Source organism: Escherichia sp. SCLE84 (assembly GCF_012584495.1).
GTDB lineage: Bacteria > Pseudomonadota > Gammaproteobacteria > Enterobacterales > Enterobacteriaceae > ECMA0423.
In genome coordinates, this window is record NZ_CP051430.1 from 138,863 (window position 1) to 158,094 (window position 19,232).

The window sequence follows — 19,232 nt, forward strand, 5'->3', positions numbered from 1 at the left end:
AGAAATTATAACGGAAAATCAGAGGTTTTTATAACATGTCGCATAAGCAAACCCAAGCTTTTCAAATACGCTTTGATCACCTGTTGCCAGGGAAACTACGTATTGTTCGTTTGAGTTTGCGGGACTAGATGACCAATACATATTTGATTGAAAACCAGCTTCAGTCGTGTAATGCCCCATATCTCCCTATTCACTGTACAGTGACCCGATGCCTCGGGAACTACTGTGGTTTAAATAGTTTGCTCTGGGGAGCGTGTAGCCATTGCTGCTGCAAAAATTTTCAGCAAGGCTGTATATCATGAAAGCCTCGCCGGCGTTCACCCACCAACTCTTCACACGGATTTCGTATACATAGCTAGGGCCTCCTGATTTTGGCGTCGCCGTAATCCTTTCCCAATTGCTGCCGACATTTTTAAATGTCACTTTACCTGTAGCATCAACATCGACCCAGGAGGCAGAGCTTGAAAACTCATAATCAGCCGCCGTTTTTCCTGGGGCAAAGTTGTCATTATTCAACTGATAATACGCCCCGGTGAACCCCTGCGAAGGGAATGTAGTTGTCGGTAGGTCAGTACCATTGACTGATACTGTACCGCTCATTATTTTGTCTTCTGCGCGAGTGAATTGTATTGTGGTACTCAGACCAGCTTGATGAACACCATTCAATACAGGGATCAGCGTTGCGATACCCTCTCCGCCGCCTGTAACAGTGGCTTTGTAATCACCGTTGATATTTAGACTGTAATCAATTGCGCTAATTTTTATATAGGGCATGTTAGTACCTGATTGCACAAATTCCATCCCTTCAGAAACTTTGATCGGATTGCCTGATATATCGTGCAAAACAAGATGTAGCTCAGCACTATCGGTATAGTCCCCTTTCAGTGATGACCGATTGCTCTTAAGGACGGACTGCGAGGTGTCTGCCGGGCCAGCCACCAGCGTTATATCTACTGTTTGCATTCCACCAGCGGTCGTGACTGCGCTTACCGTGACGCTACCTGTCATCGCTCCTTTCACGCTTGTTGTCGCGATTCCGTTTTGATCGGTCACCGCTGTTAATGACGTTAATGTGGCAGAGCCGCTTTTTAAGGCGAAGTACACAGTGAGACCTTCGATCAGGTTACCACTGCCATCCTCAACCGTTGTCTTTAAGGTACTTAAATCAGTGTTGGTGGCGGCGATAGTCGATGGATCAGCGATAAAGCTAGCAACATGGGCGGTGCTTGAGTTGCCAGTGACTTTCACGGTTGTCTGTGTCTGTATTGTTACGCCGTTATGGAACGATGCAGTCACCGTATATGTACCGACTTTATTGCTGGTCAGAACGACTGGAGCCTGACCTGAAGAGTTAGTTCTCACTTTTCCGCCACTTAACGTCGCCCCTTCTGGCGTTACGCTAAAGTTGATGACCTGACCCTCCACTGGAGTGCCATTTGCAGAGGTTAGCGTTGCCGTCAGAGTAGCACCTGTAGGGGCATAGACACCGATAAGCGGACTGGACGCCGTGAGTGTCAGTTTTTCATCAATAGCCTCCAGTTGTTTCTCAAGTGAGGCTCCATTCGCCAGGGATGCTTTCACCATATACGAACCGTTTCTTTCGGGCGTCATGGTGACCTCGGCTACACCCTGCGTATTAGTAGAAACCGTATTCTGGCTAATGATCATTTGCGAGGATGGCTCTGCACTGAATGTCACGGGTTGATGCGCAACCGGGTTGCCAAACTGGTCGTTAACGTGAGCTTTAACTGCTACGTCTTGTGCGACCATTACCTGACCTTCAGGTATCTCCAGACTGGTAATCGTCGCAGAATTAACATCTGCACTGGCATTCAGTAATCGCGAGATGACTTCAGTAGGTTTATCTGCCAGAGAGGCTGAAACTGTTTTCAGTCCGACCTCGGTGCTTGTCACAAGAATTTCAGCGAAACCCCGATCATCAGTTTCAACGCTGGTGCTGCTTAGCGTGACGGAGGTTCCGCGGAAATTAACTTTTATGCCTTCTACCGGGTTGCCGTTAGCGTCAGTGACGCTTGCAGTCATGGTCGCGCCCTCAGTCGTGCTGACGACGAATGAGTATACAGAGGTTAAGGAGGCTAGTTTTGCGGTACCAGCATCGGCAATCAACGTCACCTGTTTCGTATCACTGACACCATAATTGTTCACGCTAACTGTCACGGGGTAGGTGCCGGATTTTGTACCGCTCAGTGTAACTTCAGCCTTGCCGTTGATGTCAGTAATGGCGGAACCGCCTTGTCCGAGAGTAAAGCTTGCGCTCACATCTGCCGGTAGCGTGAATGTCACCGCCTCATTGGCTAACGGGTTGCCGTTTCCATCAGTCACTGTTGCCTGCAGCCTGGTCATCCCGACGTTATTAGCGATAAAATTGTCCTCGGTAACGTTAAGATTAACCTGCGCAGTGAGCGTATCCGCAATAAAGTTCACCACCAACTGCTCACTCTTACCGCCAGTCATCGATGCTGTAACAGTATGAGCGCCTGCTTTTGTACCTTTCAGCGTGACTTTCGCTTTGCCTTCAGCATCAGTAATCGCTTTACCGCCATCGCTCAGCGTGAAGTTCGCCTTCACATCTTCCGGCAGAGTAAATGTTACTTCAGTGTTGGCTATCGCATTGCCCTCTGTATCAGCGACTGTTGCTGTTAGTGTCGTGAGATCGTTATTGTCGGCAATCACCGGATCCTTCGAGGCTGCCAGCGTGATTTCGGCATTCGCGACGTTCGGCACATAGGTCACTGTTTGTTGCATCGAATCGCCATTTTCGAGGGTTGCCGTCACTTGATAAACCCCGGCTTTTGTAGCGGTAAAGCTTGCGTAAAAATTGCCGTCGTGGTTGGTAGTATATATAGCGTTATTACTGGGGGTCACGCCTTCACTTGGTGATACTCTGAGGGTTACCTCCTGCTGGGGTACTCCGTTGCCGTAATTATCCTTCACCTCAATATACAGATTGGTAGTGTCGCCTGAGGAGACTGTATCAAAAAGTGCCTGTAGCAAGGTGAGATGTGCCGTAGACGCATCAGCGTTGACATTAATTGATGTGCTAAGCGTGGAGCTACCATTTTCCAGACTGGCCTCAACGGTATCCGGTCTCGCTCCTGATTCTATCGAGGAGCGGGTATTGGTATAAGTGACGGTAGCCTTACCCTGTTCGTTCGTCACGGCTTGACCGCCGTTCGTCATTTCGGCTGTCGCTGCGTTGCTGGTGAAGTTCACAGTCACACCTTTCACCGGAAAGCCATTATTATCAACGACTGTGGCGGTGATGACGCTGCCGGAGCTGTTCTGCGGGGTACCGGCGATTATGCTGTCTGGGACAGGCGTCAACTCGATAATTTTTGCCGCCGCTGTGTCGCCAATAAAATGCACAGTTTTGTTGTCGCTGGCACCATTATTAGCCAGTGATGCAGTGACCGTCTGCTCACCAAAGGCAACGCCTGCGAGAGTGGCCTGCGCGATGCCAGACTCATTGGTATTACTTACTCCCGGGGTCAGGGTGAGTCCTGAAGAGGCTGAGCTGAATGTTACCGGAAGATTATTCACCTCATTGTCGAACTGATCTTTAACCGTTGCAGTTAGCGTTGCGTTATCGACGCCATTACCTGTGATCTCATCTTTTGACATCTGCAGGACAACCTGAGCCGAGGTTTTGTCCGCCACAAATGTTACCGGCTGCGAATCACTGGTATTGTTATTACCCAGCGTTGCGGTAACCGTATGCGTACCCGCTTTTTTACCTTTGAGCGTGACATGCGCTTCCCCATTGGCTTGGGTGATGGCAATGCCGTTATTTTCGAGGGTAAAGTTTGCCGCAACGTCCTGTGGCATGGTGAAGGTCACCGTTATTCCCGCCACCGGATGATTCGACGGATCTTTCACTGTTGCTGTCAGAGTCGTCTCATCCACGCCATTCCCAATGATTTCCGCTTTCGATGTTTGCAGAACGACAACCGCTCTGTCTTTATCGGCCACAAACGTCATTGGCTGTGTATCGCTGACATTGCTGTTAGCCAGACGAGCCGTGATCATATGCGTGCCCGCTAACGTGCCGGTCAGGGAGGCGATTGCAGTCCCGTTGCTATCCGTCATGCCTTTTCCGCTGTTGCTAATCGAGAACCGACTTGCGACGTCGTTTGGCACAGAGAAGGTGATTTCTTTATCTTTTAATGGGTTGCCATTTTTATCCTGCAAGGTTGCAGTCATATGTAGCGGAGCTGTGTTGGTGACGGTGATATCACCTGAAGGCACACTGAGGGTCAGGGCAGCAGTACTTTGATCACCGATAAAAATCACCTGTTGATTAGCCTGAGAACCAGAGCTCACAGAGGCCGTAACCCTATAATCACCATTTTTCAAACTGGTCAGCGTAGCTGTGGCGATCCCGTCGTGGCTATTCACTTCTGTTTGGCTCAGTTTCGCCTCTGCTGAATTAACATTGAAAGTGACCTTGACGTCATTGAGCAGGTTGCCTTTTGCATCCCGGACTGTCGCGGTCATTGTGGCGCTATCATTGCCGTCAGCGACCACTTCATTTTTCGACTTCTGCAGCTCAACCTGCGCGGTACTCGAGTCGCCGACAAAACTGACGATTAACGTTTGTTTCACGCCATTTTCAAGGGTGACTTCAACCGTGTTGTCTTCCTGCTTACTACTTTTCAGATCAAAAGTCGCCAGACCATTAACATCCGTTTTTGCGGTGTTTTGATTGTTGAAGGAAGTTGCCGATCCGCTTAATACCGCAAACGTGACGGTATGATCATTGATTGGGTTGCTTCCTTCATCAGCGACATTGACCGAGACGGTGTTTGCTGCATTCTCATTGGCGAGCACACCATTATTGCTGGCAGATAATGTCACAATTTTTGCTGACTGCGGGTTGGCGTCGATGATAAAACCAGCGGTATGCAAATCTTCATTCCAGTTTTGCATTAATAGCTTCGCAGTAAGCCCACTGCCTTTGGTATAGGCGGTATAGGTTGCCTTATAGACGCCATCTGCGGTTTCTTTCCAGTCTGTAGTGACACCAGGTTTCACGTTGTCGATGCTGACTGCGTTATTCAGTTGCTGTTTTTGCTCCTTAACAGGTTTGTCATTTTCATCTCTCAGTTCTACCGTCACCTCGATAGGATTGCCGGAGAGATAACGGTCTTTATCAATTTTAATTGACGAGTGAGTTCGGGATGACGAAATAGAAATGATATTCACCACGGCGGGGGCTTTAGCCGCATCCACACCATTCAGCTGTGGCATCAGCGTCAGCGTGCCAGACATCGCTCCTGTGGTCAGGATCTGGGTATAGCTTCCGTCACCATTATCTTTCCATTCAGAAAGGGTGATGTCCTGAACACCTTCGTGACGCGTCGAGAGCACCAGCCCGACAACAGGATTACCTGCTGCATCATGCGCAATAAAAGTCAGTGTGGCGGTTGAATGGGAATCCGCGTTCAATGTTTGGGTACTTAACGATACCGAGGAATCTTTCTGGCTTAGCGTAGGTGCCTGAACGACCACCATGCTCTGTTCACGATTCGACAAATTGCCTTTGACATCTTCGGCGGTGACTTCAATCGGCCAGGTGTTATCGGTTTCTGGCGTACTGGTGAACCGGTAAGCCGGCAGGGTAACCAGAATATCTTTACCCGTTGTGACCACTTTGCCACCGGCAGCTTCCAGAGCGGTGGCTTCGACGTTATAGCCTTTCAGGGCATATTTGGTTTGTAGCGACGAAACCAATGATTTCACTTCTCCTGACTTCCCTGACACGGGGTCTGTCAGGGTCAGGCGAACCAGTTCTTTTTTGCGGTATTCCAGAACGATGTTGTTGTTGCGATCCACCAGATCATAACGGCTGCCTGCAAGGCTACGCCGTGCAGCGACTTCGTTCGGGTCAAGCTGTTTCTGCATTGCGCTGCCAGGTTGCCAGGTAAAATCGACGGCAAAACGGGTGTCATTTTCGCCCTGTTTACCCTGGCGTTACTCCGCGCTGAAGGTCATCAGCGGGAAGGGGGTATAGTTAAGTCCAGCGGTTATGGCATGAGGATTACTTTGCCGATCGTCTTTATCGAACAGGGCCACTTCATCGCCATAATACTGTTCATAGACCAGTTTACCGCCAAGGTGCGGCCAGGCGGGTAGCCAGCCTTCTGCGCGTACATCCCAGCCATTGGCCGGGCGGGCTTCATAATCGTTGTCCAGCTCAGGTGCGCTGCGCCAGTTGGTCAGTCGCAAATAGCCGTTACTGCTTAATTTTAGATAGTCGCGCCAGTACTCCGCGCCAATGCCGGCGCGGGAGTGGTAACGGCTAAGATCGTGGTCGAAAAAGAAGTTGATGCCCGACATCCATGTGGGAGTGAAATGACGCCAACCTAAGCCGTTGTTAATCTGCGTACGCTCGTCAGTACGATGGAGAGTATGCTGACTGAAAAAGAGATTATCAGGCGTTTCATACCACGGATGGAGAAAATCGAACTGGGAGTTCTTCAGGCTAAAATCTTCATCCACGCCCAGCGTGATTCTTGCGGTACCGAAGCGGCTTAACCAGTCTGTCATTGCGCCTGAAGCCTGAGAAGAGGCCCATCCACGCGCCATATTTGCCGCTTGCTCGCTGTTCATATCTTCGGCGAGCAGAGACCCGATTTGCTGTGAAGTACTGGCTATCTGTTGCTCAAGGTTGCCACTGCTATTACCCGGTGGCGGGGTTAAATTATTTTCACTAACTTGTGCCGGGACATCCAGTTCATCACCCTGGCGGACATTATCAAAACCTCGAGCAAACGTACGAAACTGGTTGAGTTTGCGTAACTCAGCCACCGAAATACCGAAGCGTTCGGCAACGCTTTGGGCCGATTCCAGCGCTCCAAGGGTATAGGGTACCGTATTGGCATTTGCAATGGCGAATTGTGCAGGAACTGGTTGTTGGGTTGCGGCGTTTACCACACCTTGTGCTGCCGCAGCCATAGGGAACGCAAGTTGAGTTATCAGGCAGATACCCGCAGTTAAGCGGCGTAGTTTAATTCCCATCCCGCATAATCTTTGTCGGTCATTTATTTCTTCTCCACTTCTCTTCTTCGTAGCCATGCTTACCTTCCCTGAACGAGCTAACATAAATGCGCCCTTTCTAGCACAGCGAAAAAATGTAAATCCTGATAGCAATATGATTGAAAATTAATAACTTTTCGTTAGGCAGTTTTGGGTGTGAGTTGCAAGAGGGGAGACTACTGAATAACTCAAGTTTTATAATCGAGGGGAAAATGGTGATGGCGTTCATAGCAAAACGCCCTCAACCATAAAGGTCGAGGGCGCTTAAGATGTTAAAAAACCGCTATCCGTTAAAAAGCAATGTTCAACTAAGGTCAGTGACATTGCGCTAAAAAAGCGAATTTTTAGATTTTGGCTCCTCTGACTGGACTCGAACCAGTGACATACGGATTAACAGTCCGCCGTTCTACCGACTGAACTACAGAGGAATCGTGTGAACGGGGCGCATATTACTTAGCGGTACCTTGTCTGTCAACACTAAATTTCATAAGTCATTTCAAATGGTTAATTAATCTGCAAAGTTGTTAATTAATGAACATTCGTCGCCGAAAACGAGTCTGTATCATTAGCGTGATGCAGTCTCTGCAAAGGATCTTGTTGATAAAATTGGCAGAAACGTTGCCACAATGAAGGGAAACGAGGAGCAAAAAGTTCTGGGGCGCTAAAGAAATATTCAGAAAGTACGGCAAAACATTCAGCAGGATCACTGGCAGCATAAGCATCAATGCTCGCCGCATTCTCGCCAACCAATTCGATTTCTTCCTGAATGTTGTTCATTGCAGCATGAAGATCGTGTTCCCAGCCAGCAACCTCACGCAACGGAATAAAGGGAACTCCGCTGGCGCGATCGCCGTTACGGGTGTCCAGCTTATGAGCGACTTCATGAATAATCAGGTTAAAACCAGAAGCATCAAAAGAATCTTGTATATCCAACCAGTTCAAAACGATAGGCCCTTGCTGCCAGCTCTGACCTGACTGAACAATACGTTGGTTATGCACCAGACCGATATCGTCTTCCCATTCATCATCGACCACAAATGGCGCAGGATAAATTAAGACTTCATGAAAACCATCCAGCCATTCCAGTCCTAACTCCAGAACGGGTAGGCAAAATAGAAGTGCTATCCGGCAGCTTCTTAATGAATCCAGTTCAAAGCCCTGTAAAGGAACAAGCCGCTTTTGCTGTAAAAAACGTTCGGCAAGAGTGACTAATTTGCTTTGTTCCTGTTCCGTCAGACCCGTTAAAAGGGGGATCGATAGTGCTTCCTGCCAGGGAAGGGCAGTTTGATGTGCTGATTCTTGTACTTTCCAGGGCCACTTAATCATCGTTTTGCTCGCAAACTCGTCACTTGAACAAAATTGCACGGACAGGGACTGTTAAAATGCCAAATTTCCTGGCATCATGGCAACCATCTGAACGGAGAGATGCCGGAGCGGCTGAACGGACCGGTCTCGAAAACCGGAGTAGGGGCAACTCTACCGGGGGTTCAAATCCCCCTCTCTCCGCCACTTTATCAATGACTTACGTCACTCACTTTTCACCGTCGATCCCCCTGTTAGAACGGACTTAGAATATTCACTTAGAATTAGACCGTCACGGGTTTCTGCTCAGAACTGTGACATCCAGCACCGGAATATCCAGAGTTGGAGTTACTGCGGGTTTGCGATCATACGTCAGCACTTGCGCCTCTGTTTTGTGACCAGAGAACAACTGCTTTTCTTTACTGCTTCCGTCGTAGTCTGAGATCCCCTTCGCTTTTAAATCGTGAAACGTTCCCGTAATCGGGTAGCCCAGCTTTTCACTTGCCGCCGCCCTGGCTTTACGCCAGATATCGTTAAATCCGGTATAGCTGTATTGCCCGCCATATTTGTTACAGACCACGAAATGTTGTCCTCCCAACGATTTCGCCTGCTCAAGTGCGAACGTCAGTCGCTCTGAATACTGTTTGATCTGCTTTTTGCCAGTCTTACCCTGTTGGATAAACAACCCCTTACTCATTACCTGATCCCACGTCAGCTTTCGTATATCGCCGATCCGCGTGGCGCACAGATAGGCGATCTCCATCGCGCACTGTAAAACGGGAGATGCCTCCTGATAAATTGCGATATATTCCTCGTCCGTGAAATAGTAGTCGCGGGGCTTGAGGGAAAATTTACTGACGCCCTGGCATGGATTCCCTTTTACGTATCCGCGTTCGTATCCCCAGCGGAATACTCGCGACATACTGGCTTTTTCATGGTTCGCCTGTGTTTTGCTTTTCAGCCCCCGCTTGTCCATATACAGCCGCACGTGAGCAGGTTTTATGTTGTCGGCTTTCATTTTCCCGAACGCGGCGAGTAATTTCTTCTGGTGCTGCAGATAATCCTTTTGTGTACGCTGACCGAGTTCCAGATAGTAGGTGCTGTTGAGAAATTTGTTCCAGAGTTTACTGAACGTCATGACATCAATAGCATCATTCAGGATCTCTTCGTATTTCACCCATACCTGAGCAATTGACAGATCATTAATTTTACCCAGCGTAATACACTCTCGGGGCGTTGGTTTGAAATAATAGCTGTATTTGTTTTTATAAACGCGGGGTGGCAGCTTATTATCTTCCGCGCTTTTTCGTGTTCTGCTCATCAGATTGCATCAAAATTAGGTTGTTCTTCTTCGGCTATCTGCGCGGGTCTGGCTCCGGACAGCGCGGCGTTTACATGCGTCCACGTGACGCGAGGTCGCCCGTCGCGGCGTTTTACATAAGAGATCCCGGCACGGGTCAGGGCACCGCATTGTTTTGACGGGAACTGGTAACCGGTCAGTTCAACCAGTTCCTGGTCTGTTAGCAGGTCGTTCATGGTCTTTCCTCATAATGCGGTAAATCAGGTCATCTGCCGCCTTGCAGGCACGGGCAATATCAGACTCGGTCAAAGTCTGTTTCCTGACGCTGGCCGACAGTCGGCCAATTTTGATATCAAATGCGGAGAGCAGAGTTGCTCCCGGTTGCCATCGCAGCATTGTGATCCTCCTGGGTCTGGTGAATCGCAATGCTAGCGATGGTGAGTTTTTATTTCTGATTAGGCGTAATCAGTTCTGGTGGGGGGAATGCCGATTTCTCCCGCGTGACCTTAATGTTTTCTGGCAGGTGTAGCCCAAGTTCGCAGCGACTCCGTGCTTCAATAATGCCATTGGTACCATCGGCAAGTACCAGGTGAACCGCGTCACCACGCTTTAATGTGAGTTTAAGCATTAGCGTACCCTCAGCGAACGTTCGCCGCGTTCCAGATGTGCGCCTGGTACCGGGTTAAGTAATTCGGCAGGTGGTGTTTCTCCACGCGCTAGTATTTCGGCGGCAACCGCCTCCGCAGATTCAATCACTTCTTTAATGGCTCGCTTGTTTGGTGTAATAACCGTTTCTACATCAACAAGTGACACGCCTTCATACTCATCCGGGATCTTATCTTTGCTATCGATAATTACCCGGATAGCCCCCTGTGCATCAGTAAATGTGTTTTTTGCGGTTTTCAGTTTATCCAGGCCAGCAGCTTGCAGGCAGGTGAGCATATGCTTCCGAATTGCTTTTTCCTTGCCTTCAAAGGACGTCTTACGGGTAGCCAGGCGAGACATTTCTTCAGCACAGGTACTGGCATTGCCCTGTAAATTGCGGCAGATGACCATCATGGCGTCCAGTTTGTCTCCCAGTTCTCCTTGCATACCTCCAAGTGTGTCGGCGATCATCTCTGGCGTCAGTTCGTCGGTGGTTTCCAGCAGGTCAATCAGGCTGGCGTATTCTTTTGCAATAGCGATAGCGGTGCTCATGCTGTTTGCTCCTGTGCGGCGGCGAGAGCGGCGAGGCGTTCGGTTTTAATGTCGGTGATACGGCGCAGACGTGATCCCAGATACGATGAATATTCTTTATCGCCTTTGGCTTCCGCTGCTTTCCGGTGTACATCCACTTCGCGGGCGATGAGGCCAAATACCTTGTTTACTTCGTTGGTGGTTACTGCGGCGGCCAGCGTATTGGCAACGTTGATAAGCTTCTCATCCAGTTCCTTACGCAGACGGGTAGCATCTTCCGCATTCTCGCTGGCATTCTTGATATCAAACTCAGCTTTATTCCTCTGGCGGTATTCCGGATTGTCGTACAGGCCCATGAAAATATCGGCGCTGAATCCGAGAGGGGATAGCGCTTTCTTAACAGCATCCGTCCAGGATTTCTTCGGCGCTTCGCCGTCGCTTGTTGGTCCATGTTTAGTATCGTAGATGTACGGGGTGCAACCGTAAGCCTCAGACTCACCACGAACACCATTCAACATGTACCAGACTCTAACTTTCATGGTGTGGTGCATTTCACATAGGTACCCGCCAACACCGTCTTGAATCAGATCCCATTCTATTTTTTCACCAACCTGTTTTTTGCGAACTATCGGTGCGCCTTTATCAAAACGCTCTTCCACCACCTCTACACCCCAGCCAATACCAAACGGCCCAAATTCGCGAGTCGCTTTCATCGCTATATAAGTGCCGTTGATGGATGTGCCGCCGCCGTTCTGAGAGAAAGCACTGGTGAAGCGCTCATCGGTTTTGAATACGTTCTTCCACAATGCCAGGTTATCCGTGTCGCCGGAGTCCTTTAACTCCGTTTCGATAGCTGAGATTGCATTCTGCCGCTTGTGCTCTTCGGTATGGATCCGCTCAACCAGCGCGTCAACGTTTTGCACCAGGTCTTTTACCTGCTCGCTAAGTTTTTCTTGTGGAGGAGTCTCTTCTGTCGGGGTAATTGCTGCAGGTTCCCTCTGTGATACGGCGTTATTTTCAGGTACGTCATACACATGGCGAGGCGTGACAAACTGCTCACGCAACTGCTGCAAACTACGTTCTCCAGCATTTGCAGCTTCGCTTTTTTCACCATGATTTGAGGGTGTTTCTGACATCATCCCATCAATTGAGAATCGCCCGCCGCCGTGGTTGGTGACTTTTACATCATCCTTTGGTGCTGCTTCCTTTGGCTTCTCTGCAACAGCATTTGCATCACGCTGCCCGTTAGCGTGCAGCCAGTTGTCGATGTGACTGCGCAGGGATTGCGGGAAGTGGTACGTGTCTTTTGCGGGGGCGCTCTGAATAACACCGAATACTGATGCGCGGTCATAGGCAAGGATCTGATCCGTTGTGCGCAGGGCCATTGACCAGCGTTTAAAATCCTCCCGGTCCTGGCTGATTATTTCGTCTGCCGCTTTCAGAACGCTGGGGGTGATTTTTTCCGGGCCAACGGGTAACAGAGCGCAGGCAATTTCACGATCCAGTGTGGCGTGAGTCTGTTTGTACGGACGCGCTGGCGCGGCTTCCGTTGCCGCCTCCGGCAATAACTCATCACGTTTGCCGGGATTCTCAACCCACTTTTTAATAAATTTGGCAATAGTCCAGTTAGTGGGGTTTGGCTCCTGCTCACAGTTAATTAAAATCGCGTGAACCAGATTGTTCAGCCCGGTCATATGCATATGCTCGATCGGTTTGCACGCCTGCATAGCGTCGAGAATTGAGCGGTTGAGCGCGTCAACCTCGTCTTCGCTGTCGATATCGCCATTGTCGAGCATCTCCAGATATTCCCGCGTTTGCGAGAGCATTTCACTGTCGATCTCATTTGTGTTGTGGCTGAACAGCAGAACCATTGCGAAACGTTCACGTGGCGGCAGTTTTGTCATATCGTCAGCTGTGGCGCCACAGTCTGAATCGTCGTCAGTGTCAGACACAACCGGTGTGTTAGCGGCCCACTTTTCACCGTCAAAAACGTGCTCGGCGGCAAACGCCTCGTCGAACTCGCCGACGCCTGGGCGCGGTTGGCCCGGGGCATCTTCCCAGATTGTAGGTTTGAAATAGTTGTCGCCGTGGTCAGGGTAGGCTTCCCACAATTTGCCGATGATGATGTTCTCGGCAACTTTTTTGTTAGGGGCGTCGATGGCGATGGCCAGCGCCGGGATCGCGCCGTTTTTGAGCGCGCCTTTTTTCGCTTCTAACAAGCCGTTAAAAATGGTCATTGGTCTTTCCTCATTACAGGTCAGTGGTTTTTAGTAGGGGAGCTCATCGGTATCTGGCGTGTATTCGATGCAAAGTAACTGCTGGATTTTGTCATCGATAGCAGCAATACGCTGTTGGGCGTCGGCGGCTGTTTTCTGTTTTTGCTCACGCAGCTGCTCAACCTGTAAACCGATGATGTCGATTGGCTGGGGCTGGTTGACGGTAATTTCAATTTCGCGGCTTTCCAGAAGGATGTACCTGTCTGGAAAACCTTTAGACATATCAACGGTTGCAACTAAGATTTCCCCAGGACAGAAAGTTGAGGTTGGGAATGCATAATTTACATATAGCTTTACGGGGATAGTGGTGTGCGCTTCCATAGCGACTCCTTGGTGATGTATACTCGGGACCGATCAGCGAATATTGATCAGCTTCCATAGCGTCAGTGTCGTTGGTCTTTCCTCATCACAAGTTTGGTCACTTGTGATAAATCCGAATGGTTTGGTCGCCGTTCGGGGTAACTGGCCCGCCTTGTGCGGGTCTTTTGCTATCTAAAGGGTGCCGGTTACGTTTCCGGTGTCGTTATGTTTCCATCACGACCGTACGGGGCTGGTCTTTCCTGTTTTGAGCTGGTCAGGCTCATGGTCAACGCTGGTCAGGCGTGGTACTTCCTCCGGTCTTTCCCTGGTGTCACGCTGCGGGTTTGGCCTCTCCTGTTGGGGACTCAGGCACAGCGATAAAACCTGGCTGTGTGAAAAAATGGCCCATCGTGCGGACTGGGCAAAGACTAAACACAGCAAATTGATGATGGGCGCCCGGAATCGAACCGGGTAACGGGCAGGGAGTTCCCGTTAAACACCTGTTCACCACAACCGGGAGCGCACTCCGCCATTTCAAAATTTAACGACAAAGCTCAAAGTTGAGTCGATGAAGTGCGCTCTCGTGTTGTAGCCAGGACTCTTCCCTGGTGGTCACACCGTATCGCCTTGATGGTGAATCAATCGCTCATACCTGGCTGTGGCTTGCACATTCCGGCTACCTGCTATGGAGACAACGCGTTAAGGCTCCGCTTCCATCCAGACCGCTTCGACACATGTGCCATATGCCGGCGAAGTCTTTCCCTCTGTCATCGTACTGGCGCCGACGCGCAAAATTTGGTGCCGTCTTTCCGGCTGTCAGAACGTGTTTCTGAACAACTGCCGCTGGGTAAGCGTTGTTGATGGAATGAATATAACTAAAGGTAATTTTATGTGCAAGGTGTTTTATAACAAAAGTTAGTATTTGGGGTAAAAATAAAGGCAATGCATTGAAAACATTGCCTTTATTTTATTTTTTGGTGGGGGTTAGTTTCTTTCTGGTAACCAGTAACTCTTCAAATAAACGATTAAAGTTTTCAACTTTATCTTCTAATTCAATTAGTTGCTTTTCTTTTTCTGACTCGGGTAATGAATCAAATAACTCTAACAATCTTTTTTGACGTGAATCCAGCTCTGTTGGTAATTCGTCTACCGGAGTTGGCGCCTGGTCTTCGTCACCAAAAAGCAGCCATGTGGCAGAACACTTAAGTGCATTGGCCAAAGCCAGCAAGTTCTGACCTTTTGGTTCATTTTGTCCGCTTTCCCATTTAAAAACGCTCACACTCGATCTTCCAACCATATCAGCAAGCTGTTGTTGGGTTAGACCAAGCTGTTTGCGTCTTTGAGATAAACGGTCGCTAAGCATCAAATTCTTCATCCTCATAATATAAGTTAACTTGACATAACTTTAGTTAGTATTTATGTTGCTAACAAAAGTTACGTGGAGGGATTATGAAAACAGAGACGGTTATTAGTTTTTTTGGTTCAAAGACAGCCACAGCCAAGGTGCTGGGTATATCTCAAGTGGCGGTTACTCGTTGGGGGGCAACAGTTCCTGAAAAGCGAGCTGCTCGACTCGACCATATCACTAACGGAGCACTGAAATATGACCCGACTTTTTACGATGTTCCAAAACATGAAAAAGCTTAGCAAAGGGCGGCTTATTACATCTGATTAAGCGTAATCAATTTTTAGCGACAGGAGACGCTATGGAAAACCCAGAGGAATTACAAAAAGAGATTTTGACCTGGGCGGCAAGGGCAGGGCAGGAACTCGTCACGATTGAAATCTGCCGGGCCTGGTTCAGTCAGGGACGCAATGATGAGTTGAGACTACATGAATTTGAGGACGCGGACGGCAATGTGGACTGGAGAGCCATCAACAACAATCGGCAGAAAATCTTTCGCTGGTTACGTGGCGAGACAACGGCGGCGCGCCGAAAAACTCAGGTGCTGGCCAGTGTGATGAAAGCCGTGCTACCCGCAGAACGGCGGGCGCGTCTGGAGTCGCCGGGCGATCCCGTTTTGCTGGCAACGCTGGCGGCAAAAGAAGGGGTGGAAGCGATTAACGCTGTACATCTCCACTTCGCGCCAGAGATAACTATTCAGGAAATTGACGAAGCAATAGCGGCGCTGGTAGCGACGCGAGGGGCAGTGATGAGCACTGCGCAAGGCCATCATGCATGAGCGCCTGACCAGCGTTTAACTTATACCGAGGAAAGACCGATGTTAAGACATATTGACCGCATTACCTGGCGTAACGGCTGGCACCTGAATGGGCGCCCGGCACATGTTGCAGAGATCCAACCTATTTTTGATGGGCGTATGGCTGCCGCGCTTTCGGTGTGGGAGCAGTATGAATCCAGGAAGGTCGAGTTGCGCGACAAAGGGCTGAGCAATGCGGACTATGAAGCCGGTTGTCGTCAGATAGCCGAAGCTCTGGAGATCTGAGTATGAGTCGTTTGCTGATTAACGAAAACCCCCTTCAGGTCCTGCCCACGTTGGCATGCACTATAGGGTTGAATGAAGCCATCGTTCTACAGCAAATCCACTACTGGCTGAATTCATCTCAAAATTTCTTCGAAAATCGCCACTGGGTGTACAACAGTGTGACCGATTGGCAAGAACAATTCCCGTTCTGGAGCGAGTCGACAATAAAACGCGTGCTGGCCAATCTGGAAAAATTGAATGTGGTATTTACTGGGAACTTTAACAGTGATGCCTGGGATAAAACCAAGTGGTATTCAATCAATTATGCCCAGTTATGTAAGATTGAAGAGACAACATTCCCTGTGGCCAATCGATTAGGTCAAGTTGACCCAATCGAAGAGGTCAATGTGACCCAAGCATCAGGTCAAGTTGACCCATGCGCTAAGGTCAAAATGACCCAATCTCTTACAGAGAATACAACAGAGAGTACTACAGAGATAAAAGATCCCCCTTACCCCCAAAAGGGGGAGGGCGAGGAAATCATTCTCGCTGATGCTCAAAAAGCTCTGAACTACTACAACGAGAAAATCGGTACCCGCTGCCGCGACGTTAAACCGTTTGTCATGCTGCTGACTCCCACCACCACCCGCGCTGGTTACAGCGTGGCTGAAATTCAGTTAGTAATTCGTTGGGTTATTGCGACATGGCGCCGTCGTAGCGGAAGCGTGCCGAAACCTGCGAACATTTGCCGCGTAAACCGGTTTGACGGATACCTGGCTGACGCCGAGACGTGGGCCACTACTGAGGCTGCCATTGACCCTGCTGAAGTGGTGAAGGGCTACAACGAGATTCTGGGCGACCTGCTACCTGTCGCTGAAATTGATACTGACCGCCGTCGGGCAATCCTGCGCCTGCTGGCGCATATGCGCACGCAAACTCTTGGCGCATTTATCGGCTACTTCGAAAAATTCCGCGATAACGCCCCAGACTTCTATTTCGGCGGCGAATATCGCGACGGCTGGCGGGCAGGGTTTGATTACCTGATGAAGCCAGAAACTCTGCGTAAAACCAGGGAGGGGGCGCTATGAAATCTCTTATGTATTCAACACAAGAGCTTGAATCCGTTGTTCTTGCTGGACTGATGAATGGCGGCGCTACACCTGATGCTTTTGACGTAATCGCTACCACTCCGGAGGCCGCTTTTAGCGTGGGTTATTACCGTTCAGTTTTTTGCGAGATAAAAAAACAAGCGCTGAGCGGTGGTCTGATTGACCTGATGTATATCAGCGAAGCAATAGGCGGACAGGGAACACTGGCAAATCTTGCTGAAATCTGTAACCAACCAGCGACAGTTCCGAACCTGAAAGGGTACGCCGAAAAGATGGTCGCAGCCTGGCGAAGCCGAACGATGGCTGAATTACTACAAGCCGGCGCAGACGGGATTAACAAAGCAGTAAATCAAATGCAGCGGGATCTTGTTGTTGAAAATACGGTGACACAGTTACTGGACATGAGTGCTGATTCGGGGGCAGTCCAACCGGTTCATATAAGTGATTTACTTCCAACTTACATGGACATTGTGGGAAAACGCATGTCAGGAGATGCACAGGAAGCGCTGTTAAAAACCGGTATTGATGATCTGGACGCGGCGCTGGGCGGTATCAACATGACCGACCTTGTTGTGGTTGCCGGTCGTCCAGGCATGGGGAAAACGGAATTTACCCTGAAGATTATCGATGGCGTTACCGCAGATGGTGGCGGCGCACTGTTTTTCAGCATGGAAATGGGCGCTCAGCAGATTGTTGAACGTACCGTTGCCGGGGCTGGGAATATGTCCTCATCGCGTCTGCGTAATCCAAAAGAAATGGACGATGAGGACTGGTCTCGATTAACCGCCGCGCTTGCAATCATGCAGGATCGCGATATCTGGATTGTTGATGCCACTGATTTGACGATTGAGCAGATCCGCGCCATTGCAGAGACTCATAAACGCCGTTATCCGCACCTGAAGCTGATTGGTGTTGATTACATGGGCCTGATCAAAAAACCGAAGGCCGAGCGCCACGATCTCGCTGTGGGGCATATCTCCCGCAACATGAAGACTATGGCCATGCGTCTGCATACCCCTGTTTTTGCTCTTAGCCAGCTTTCCCGCCAGGTGGATTCTCGACCTGCTGGCCAGCGTCGCCCGGTGATGTCGGACCTGCGCGATTCCGGCAGTGTTGAGCAGGATGCTGACAGCATTTTGTTTTTGTATCGCGATGACGTTTACACACCTGATTCACCTGCAAAGGGTATCGCTGAGGTGATTATTGGTAAAAACCGTTCTGGCGGGGCAGGTGAAATTATTTATCAGGAATTCAGGAATGGGCATTTCCTGCCAGTTGATCAACACGTAGCGCGCGAAAAAATACGCATCCAGAAGGAGGCAGAGCAACCGAGAAAACGTGAAAAACGGTGTTCAAACAAAAACTTTAATACGGACCCATTTTAACCACGCCTGACCAGCGTGAAATAACCGAGGAAAGACCAATGACCCAATTAATTAACCACACGAGTGCACACTATAGTGACGACGGTAAAAACTACCTGGATTCAATTCTGTGGCACATGAACGCAGCCGCGCGAGCACGTACCCGCTCGACATATTGCCCGCCACCTAAAAACACTGACGTTGTGGTAATTGCAAAACCTGAGCACGTAGCAGTTATTCGCCCGGCAGAAATAACCTCAGGGACCGCCAAAACACATACCGGCGTTGTTATTAAAAATACTGGCGAGCGCACAGTAAAACTCCGCGAAACAGCGACTGCGTGGTCTGCGGGTGTAAGGGAGAACTACGATAAAAAAACAGGTTACCGCTTAGGCGCATCAGGCAGCACCCGGTTGTTACTCGACACCGTGAAGCCCATCAGGAAGAAGGGCAAAAAATAATGACTGGCGCAGATTATCTCCCGGCTGGGTTGCCACACAACAGGGCAGCATGGCCGCAGGAGTATCAAATACTGGAACATTACGATTTGCGCGCCGCCGGGCTGATTCGCCAGTTATACGAAAAACGAATACCACGCGGCACGGTTACAGAGGCGTTGAAAAATACTCCTGATAATTACCGGGAGTTTTTCAGGGACCGACTGAATTACTGGAGAGGGGAACGAGAAAAATGAACGAAATTTTACTCGCATTTATTCCACGATTTATTAACGACAAAGTGGCGTTGAGTGCCGTTAATGATCAATACGAAATTGTATGCAGCATGATCGACATTATCCCCGGTGAGCAGTATGACGCGATGTGTGACCTGAAAATATTCACCTGGCTGGGTTGGGCCATTCCGTGTGGAGAACCAACAAATATTCGCCCGTTTGAGAGCAGGGAGGCTGTATGAGTGAATTG

At 49.6% G+C, this 19,232-nt stretch carries 17 protein-coding genes, 2 tRNA genes and 1 pseudogene; 9 read left to right on the forward strand and 11 right to left on the reverse strand.

Translation table 11 applies throughout. From position 1 onward, the window contains the following. Positions 1-18: 18 nt before the first annotated feature. The 3 genes and pseudogenes from yeeJ to mtfA form a co-directional block, all read right to left on the reverse strand. Positions 19-7,095: pseudogene (yeeJ, locus tag HGD79_RS00665) on the reverse strand (inverse autotransporter adhesin YeeJ). Between the two features lie 313 nt (positions 7,096-7,408). Beyond that, positions 7,409-7,484 (reverse strand) — tRNA-Asn (locus tag HGD79_RS00670). 100 nt (positions 7,485-7,584) lie between these two features. Beyond that, on the reverse strand, positions 7,585-8,382 hold the full coding sequence (gene mtfA / locus HGD79_RS00675; protein WP_001392298.1) for a DgsA anti-repressor MtfA: 798 nt from the start codon (positions 8,380-8,382) through the stop codon (positions 7,585-7,587). Between the two features lie 93 nt (positions 8,383-8,475). On the opposite strand from mtfA, the gene HGD79_RS00680 reads away from it, so the two are divergent. Then, positions 8,476-8,565 (forward strand) — tRNA-Ser (locus HGD79_RS00680). A gap of 85 nt (positions 8,566-8,650) precedes the next feature. Here HGD79_RS00680 and HGD79_RS00685 read toward each other — a convergent pair. From HGD79_RS00685 to HGD79_RS00715, 8 genes are all read right to left on the reverse strand, one after another. Beyond that, positions 8,651-9,679 carry a tyrosine-type recombinase/integrase gene (locus tag HGD79_RS00685; protein WP_000091777.1) on the reverse strand — a complete coding sequence of 343 codons (1,029 nt, stop codon included), beginning with the start codon at positions 9,677-9,679 and terminating at the stop codon, positions 8,651-8,653. Further along, positions 9,679-9,894: a DUF4224 domain-containing protein gene (locus HGD79_RS00690; protein WP_076796145.1), complete on the reverse strand. Its 216-nt coding sequence runs from the start codon at positions 9,892-9,894 to the stop codon at positions 9,679-9,681. The genes HGD79_RS00685 and HGD79_RS00690 overlap by 1 nt, the downstream gene beginning before the upstream one ends. Further along, positions 9,860-10,054: a hypothetical protein gene (locus HGD79_RS26440; RefSeq protein ID WP_071819446.1), complete on the reverse strand. Its 195-nt coding sequence runs from the start codon at positions 10,052-10,054 to the stop codon at positions 9,860-9,862. Before HGD79_RS26440 ends, HGD79_RS00690 begins: the two co-directional genes overlap by 35 nt. 49 nt (positions 10,055-10,103) lie before the next feature. Next, positions 10,104-10,286, reverse strand: coding sequence for a hypothetical protein (locus tag HGD79_RS00695; protein WP_000916333.1), 183 nt, complete (start codon positions 10,284-10,286; stop codon positions 10,104-10,106). Next, a complete protein-coding gene (locus HGD79_RS00700) occupies positions 10,286-10,855 on the reverse strand; it encodes a siphovirus Gp157 family protein (protein WP_139496453.1) in 570 nt (189 codons plus the stop codon). The genes HGD79_RS00695 and HGD79_RS00700 overlap by 1 nt, the downstream gene beginning before the upstream one ends. Beyond that, entirely contained in the window at positions 10,852-13,071 is a 2,220-nt protein-coding gene (locus tag HGD79_RS00705) for a hypothetical protein (protein ID WP_168848245.1), read from the reverse strand. The genes HGD79_RS00700 and HGD79_RS00705 overlap by 4 nt, the downstream gene beginning before the upstream one ends. A gap of 30 nt (positions 13,072-13,101) precedes the next feature. Further along, positions 13,102-13,431: a hypothetical protein gene (locus HGD79_RS00710; protein ID WP_139496451.1), complete on the reverse strand. Its 330-nt coding sequence runs from the start codon at positions 13,429-13,431 to the stop codon at positions 13,102-13,104. 946 nt (positions 13,432-14,377) lie between these two features. After that, positions 14,378-14,773, reverse strand: a complete 396-nt coding sequence (locus HGD79_RS00715) for a helix-turn-helix domain-containing protein (protein ID WP_021560868.1) — start codon at positions 14,771-14,773, stop codon at positions 14,378-14,380. 86 nt (positions 14,774-14,859) lie between these two features. On the opposite strand from HGD79_RS00715, the gene HGD79_RS00720 reads away from it, so the two are divergent. From HGD79_RS00720 to HGD79_RS00750, 8 genes are read left to right on the forward strand one after another with little or no spacing between them, the layout of a single operon-like run. Beyond that, positions 14,860-15,057, forward strand: coding sequence for a Cro/CI family transcriptional regulator (locus HGD79_RS00720; protein ID WP_000846364.1), 198 nt, complete (start codon positions 14,860-14,862; stop codon positions 15,055-15,057). Between the two features lie 59 nt (positions 15,058-15,116). After that, entirely contained in the window at positions 15,117-15,593 is a 477-nt protein-coding gene (locus HGD79_RS00725; protein ID WP_139496450.1) for a toxin YdaT family protein, read from the forward strand. A gap of 39 nt (positions 15,594-15,632) precedes the next feature. Continuing rightward, positions 15,633-15,857, forward strand: a complete 225-nt coding sequence (locus HGD79_RS00730) for a hypothetical protein (protein WP_000943913.1) — start codon at positions 15,633-15,635, stop codon at positions 15,855-15,857. A 2-nt stretch (positions 15,858-15,859) separates the two neighbouring features. Next, a complete protein-coding gene (locus tag HGD79_RS00735; RefSeq protein ID WP_139496449.1) occupies positions 15,860-16,924 on the forward strand; it encodes a replication protein RepO in 1,065 nt (354 codons plus the stop codon). After that, a complete protein-coding gene (locus HGD79_RS00740; RefSeq protein ID WP_247653382.1) occupies positions 16,921-18,330 on the forward strand; it encodes a replicative DNA helicase in 1,410 nt (469 codons plus the stop codon). The genes HGD79_RS00735 and HGD79_RS00740 overlap by 4 nt, the downstream gene beginning before the upstream one ends. Positions 18,331-18,368: 38 nt before the next feature. Further along, entirely contained in the window at positions 18,369-18,770 is a 402-nt protein-coding gene (locus tag HGD79_RS00745) for a hypothetical protein (protein ID WP_000192614.1), read from the forward strand. Further along, a complete protein-coding gene (locus HGD79_RS26445; protein WP_000145212.1) occupies positions 18,770-19,003 on the forward strand; it encodes a hypothetical protein in 234 nt (77 codons plus the stop codon). The genes HGD79_RS00745 and HGD79_RS26445 overlap by 1 nt, the downstream gene beginning before the upstream one ends. Continuing rightward, positions 19,000-19,224 carry a hypothetical protein gene (locus tag HGD79_RS00750; protein ID WP_001002789.1) on the forward strand — a complete coding sequence of 75 codons (225 nt, stop codon included), beginning with the start codon at positions 19,000-19,002 and terminating at the stop codon, positions 19,222-19,224. Before HGD79_RS26445 ends, HGD79_RS00750 begins: the two co-directional genes overlap by 4 nt. The last annotated feature ends 8 nt before the right edge of the window (positions 19,225-19,232 follow it).

Coding starts and splice junctions, on each gene's coding strand:
- mtfA (WP_001392298.1), bottom strand. CDS start 8,382: ATGATTAAGTGGCCCTGGAAAGTACAAGAATCAGCACATCAAACTGCC.
- HGD79_RS00685 (WP_000091777.1), bottom strand. CDS start 9,679: ATGAGCAGAACACGAAAAAGCGCGGAAGATAATAAGCTGCCACCCCGC.
- HGD79_RS00690 (WP_076796145.1), bottom strand. CDS start 9,894: ATGAACGACCTGCTAACAGACCAGGAACTGGTTGAACTGACCGGTTAC.
- HGD79_RS26440 (WP_071819446.1), bottom strand. CDS start 10,054: ATGCTGCGATGGCAACCGGGAGCAACTCTGCTCTCCGCATTTGATATC.
- HGD79_RS00695 (WP_000916333.1), bottom strand. CDS start 10,286: ATGCTTAAACTCACATTAAAGCGTGGTGACGCGGTTCACCTGGTACTT.
- HGD79_RS00700 (WP_139496453.1), bottom strand. CDS start 10,855: ATGAGCACCGCTATCGCTATTGCAAAAGAATACGCCAGCCTGATTGAC.
- HGD79_RS00705 (WP_168848245.1), bottom strand. CDS start 13,071: ATGACCATTTTTAACGGCTTGTTAGAAGCGAAAAAAGGCGCGCTCAAA.
- HGD79_RS00710 (WP_139496451.1), bottom strand. CDS start 13,431: ATGGAAGCGCACACCACTATCCCCGTAAAGCTATATGTAAATTATGCA.
- HGD79_RS00715 (WP_021560868.1), bottom strand. CDS start 14,773: ATGCTTAGCGACCGTTTATCTCAAAGACGCAAACAGCTTGGTCTAACC.
- HGD79_RS00720 (WP_000846364.1), top strand. CDS start 14,860: ATGAAAACAGAGACGGTTATTAGTTTTTTTGGTTCAAAGACAGCCACA.
- HGD79_RS00725 (WP_139496450.1), top strand. CDS start 15,117: ATGGAAAACCCAGAGGAATTACAAAAAGAGATTTTGACCTGGGCGGCA.
- HGD79_RS00730 (WP_000943913.1), top strand. CDS start 15,633: ATGTTAAGACATATTGACCGCATTACCTGGCGTAACGGCTGGCACCTG.
- HGD79_RS00735 (WP_139496449.1), top strand. CDS start 15,860: ATGAGTCGTTTGCTGATTAACGAAAACCCCCTTCAGGTCCTGCCCACG.
- HGD79_RS00740 (WP_247653382.1), top strand. CDS start 16,921: ATGAAATCTCTTATGTATTCAACACAAGAGCTTGAATCCGTTGTTCTT.
- HGD79_RS00745 (WP_000192614.1), top strand. CDS start 18,369: ATGACCCAATTAATTAACCACACGAGTGCACACTATAGTGACGACGGT.
- HGD79_RS26445 (WP_000145212.1), top strand. CDS start 18,770: ATGACTGGCGCAGATTATCTCCCGGCTGGGTTGCCACACAACAGGGCA.
- HGD79_RS00750 (WP_001002789.1), top strand. CDS start 19,000: ATGAACGAAATTTTACTCGCATTTATTCCACGATTTATTAACGACAAA.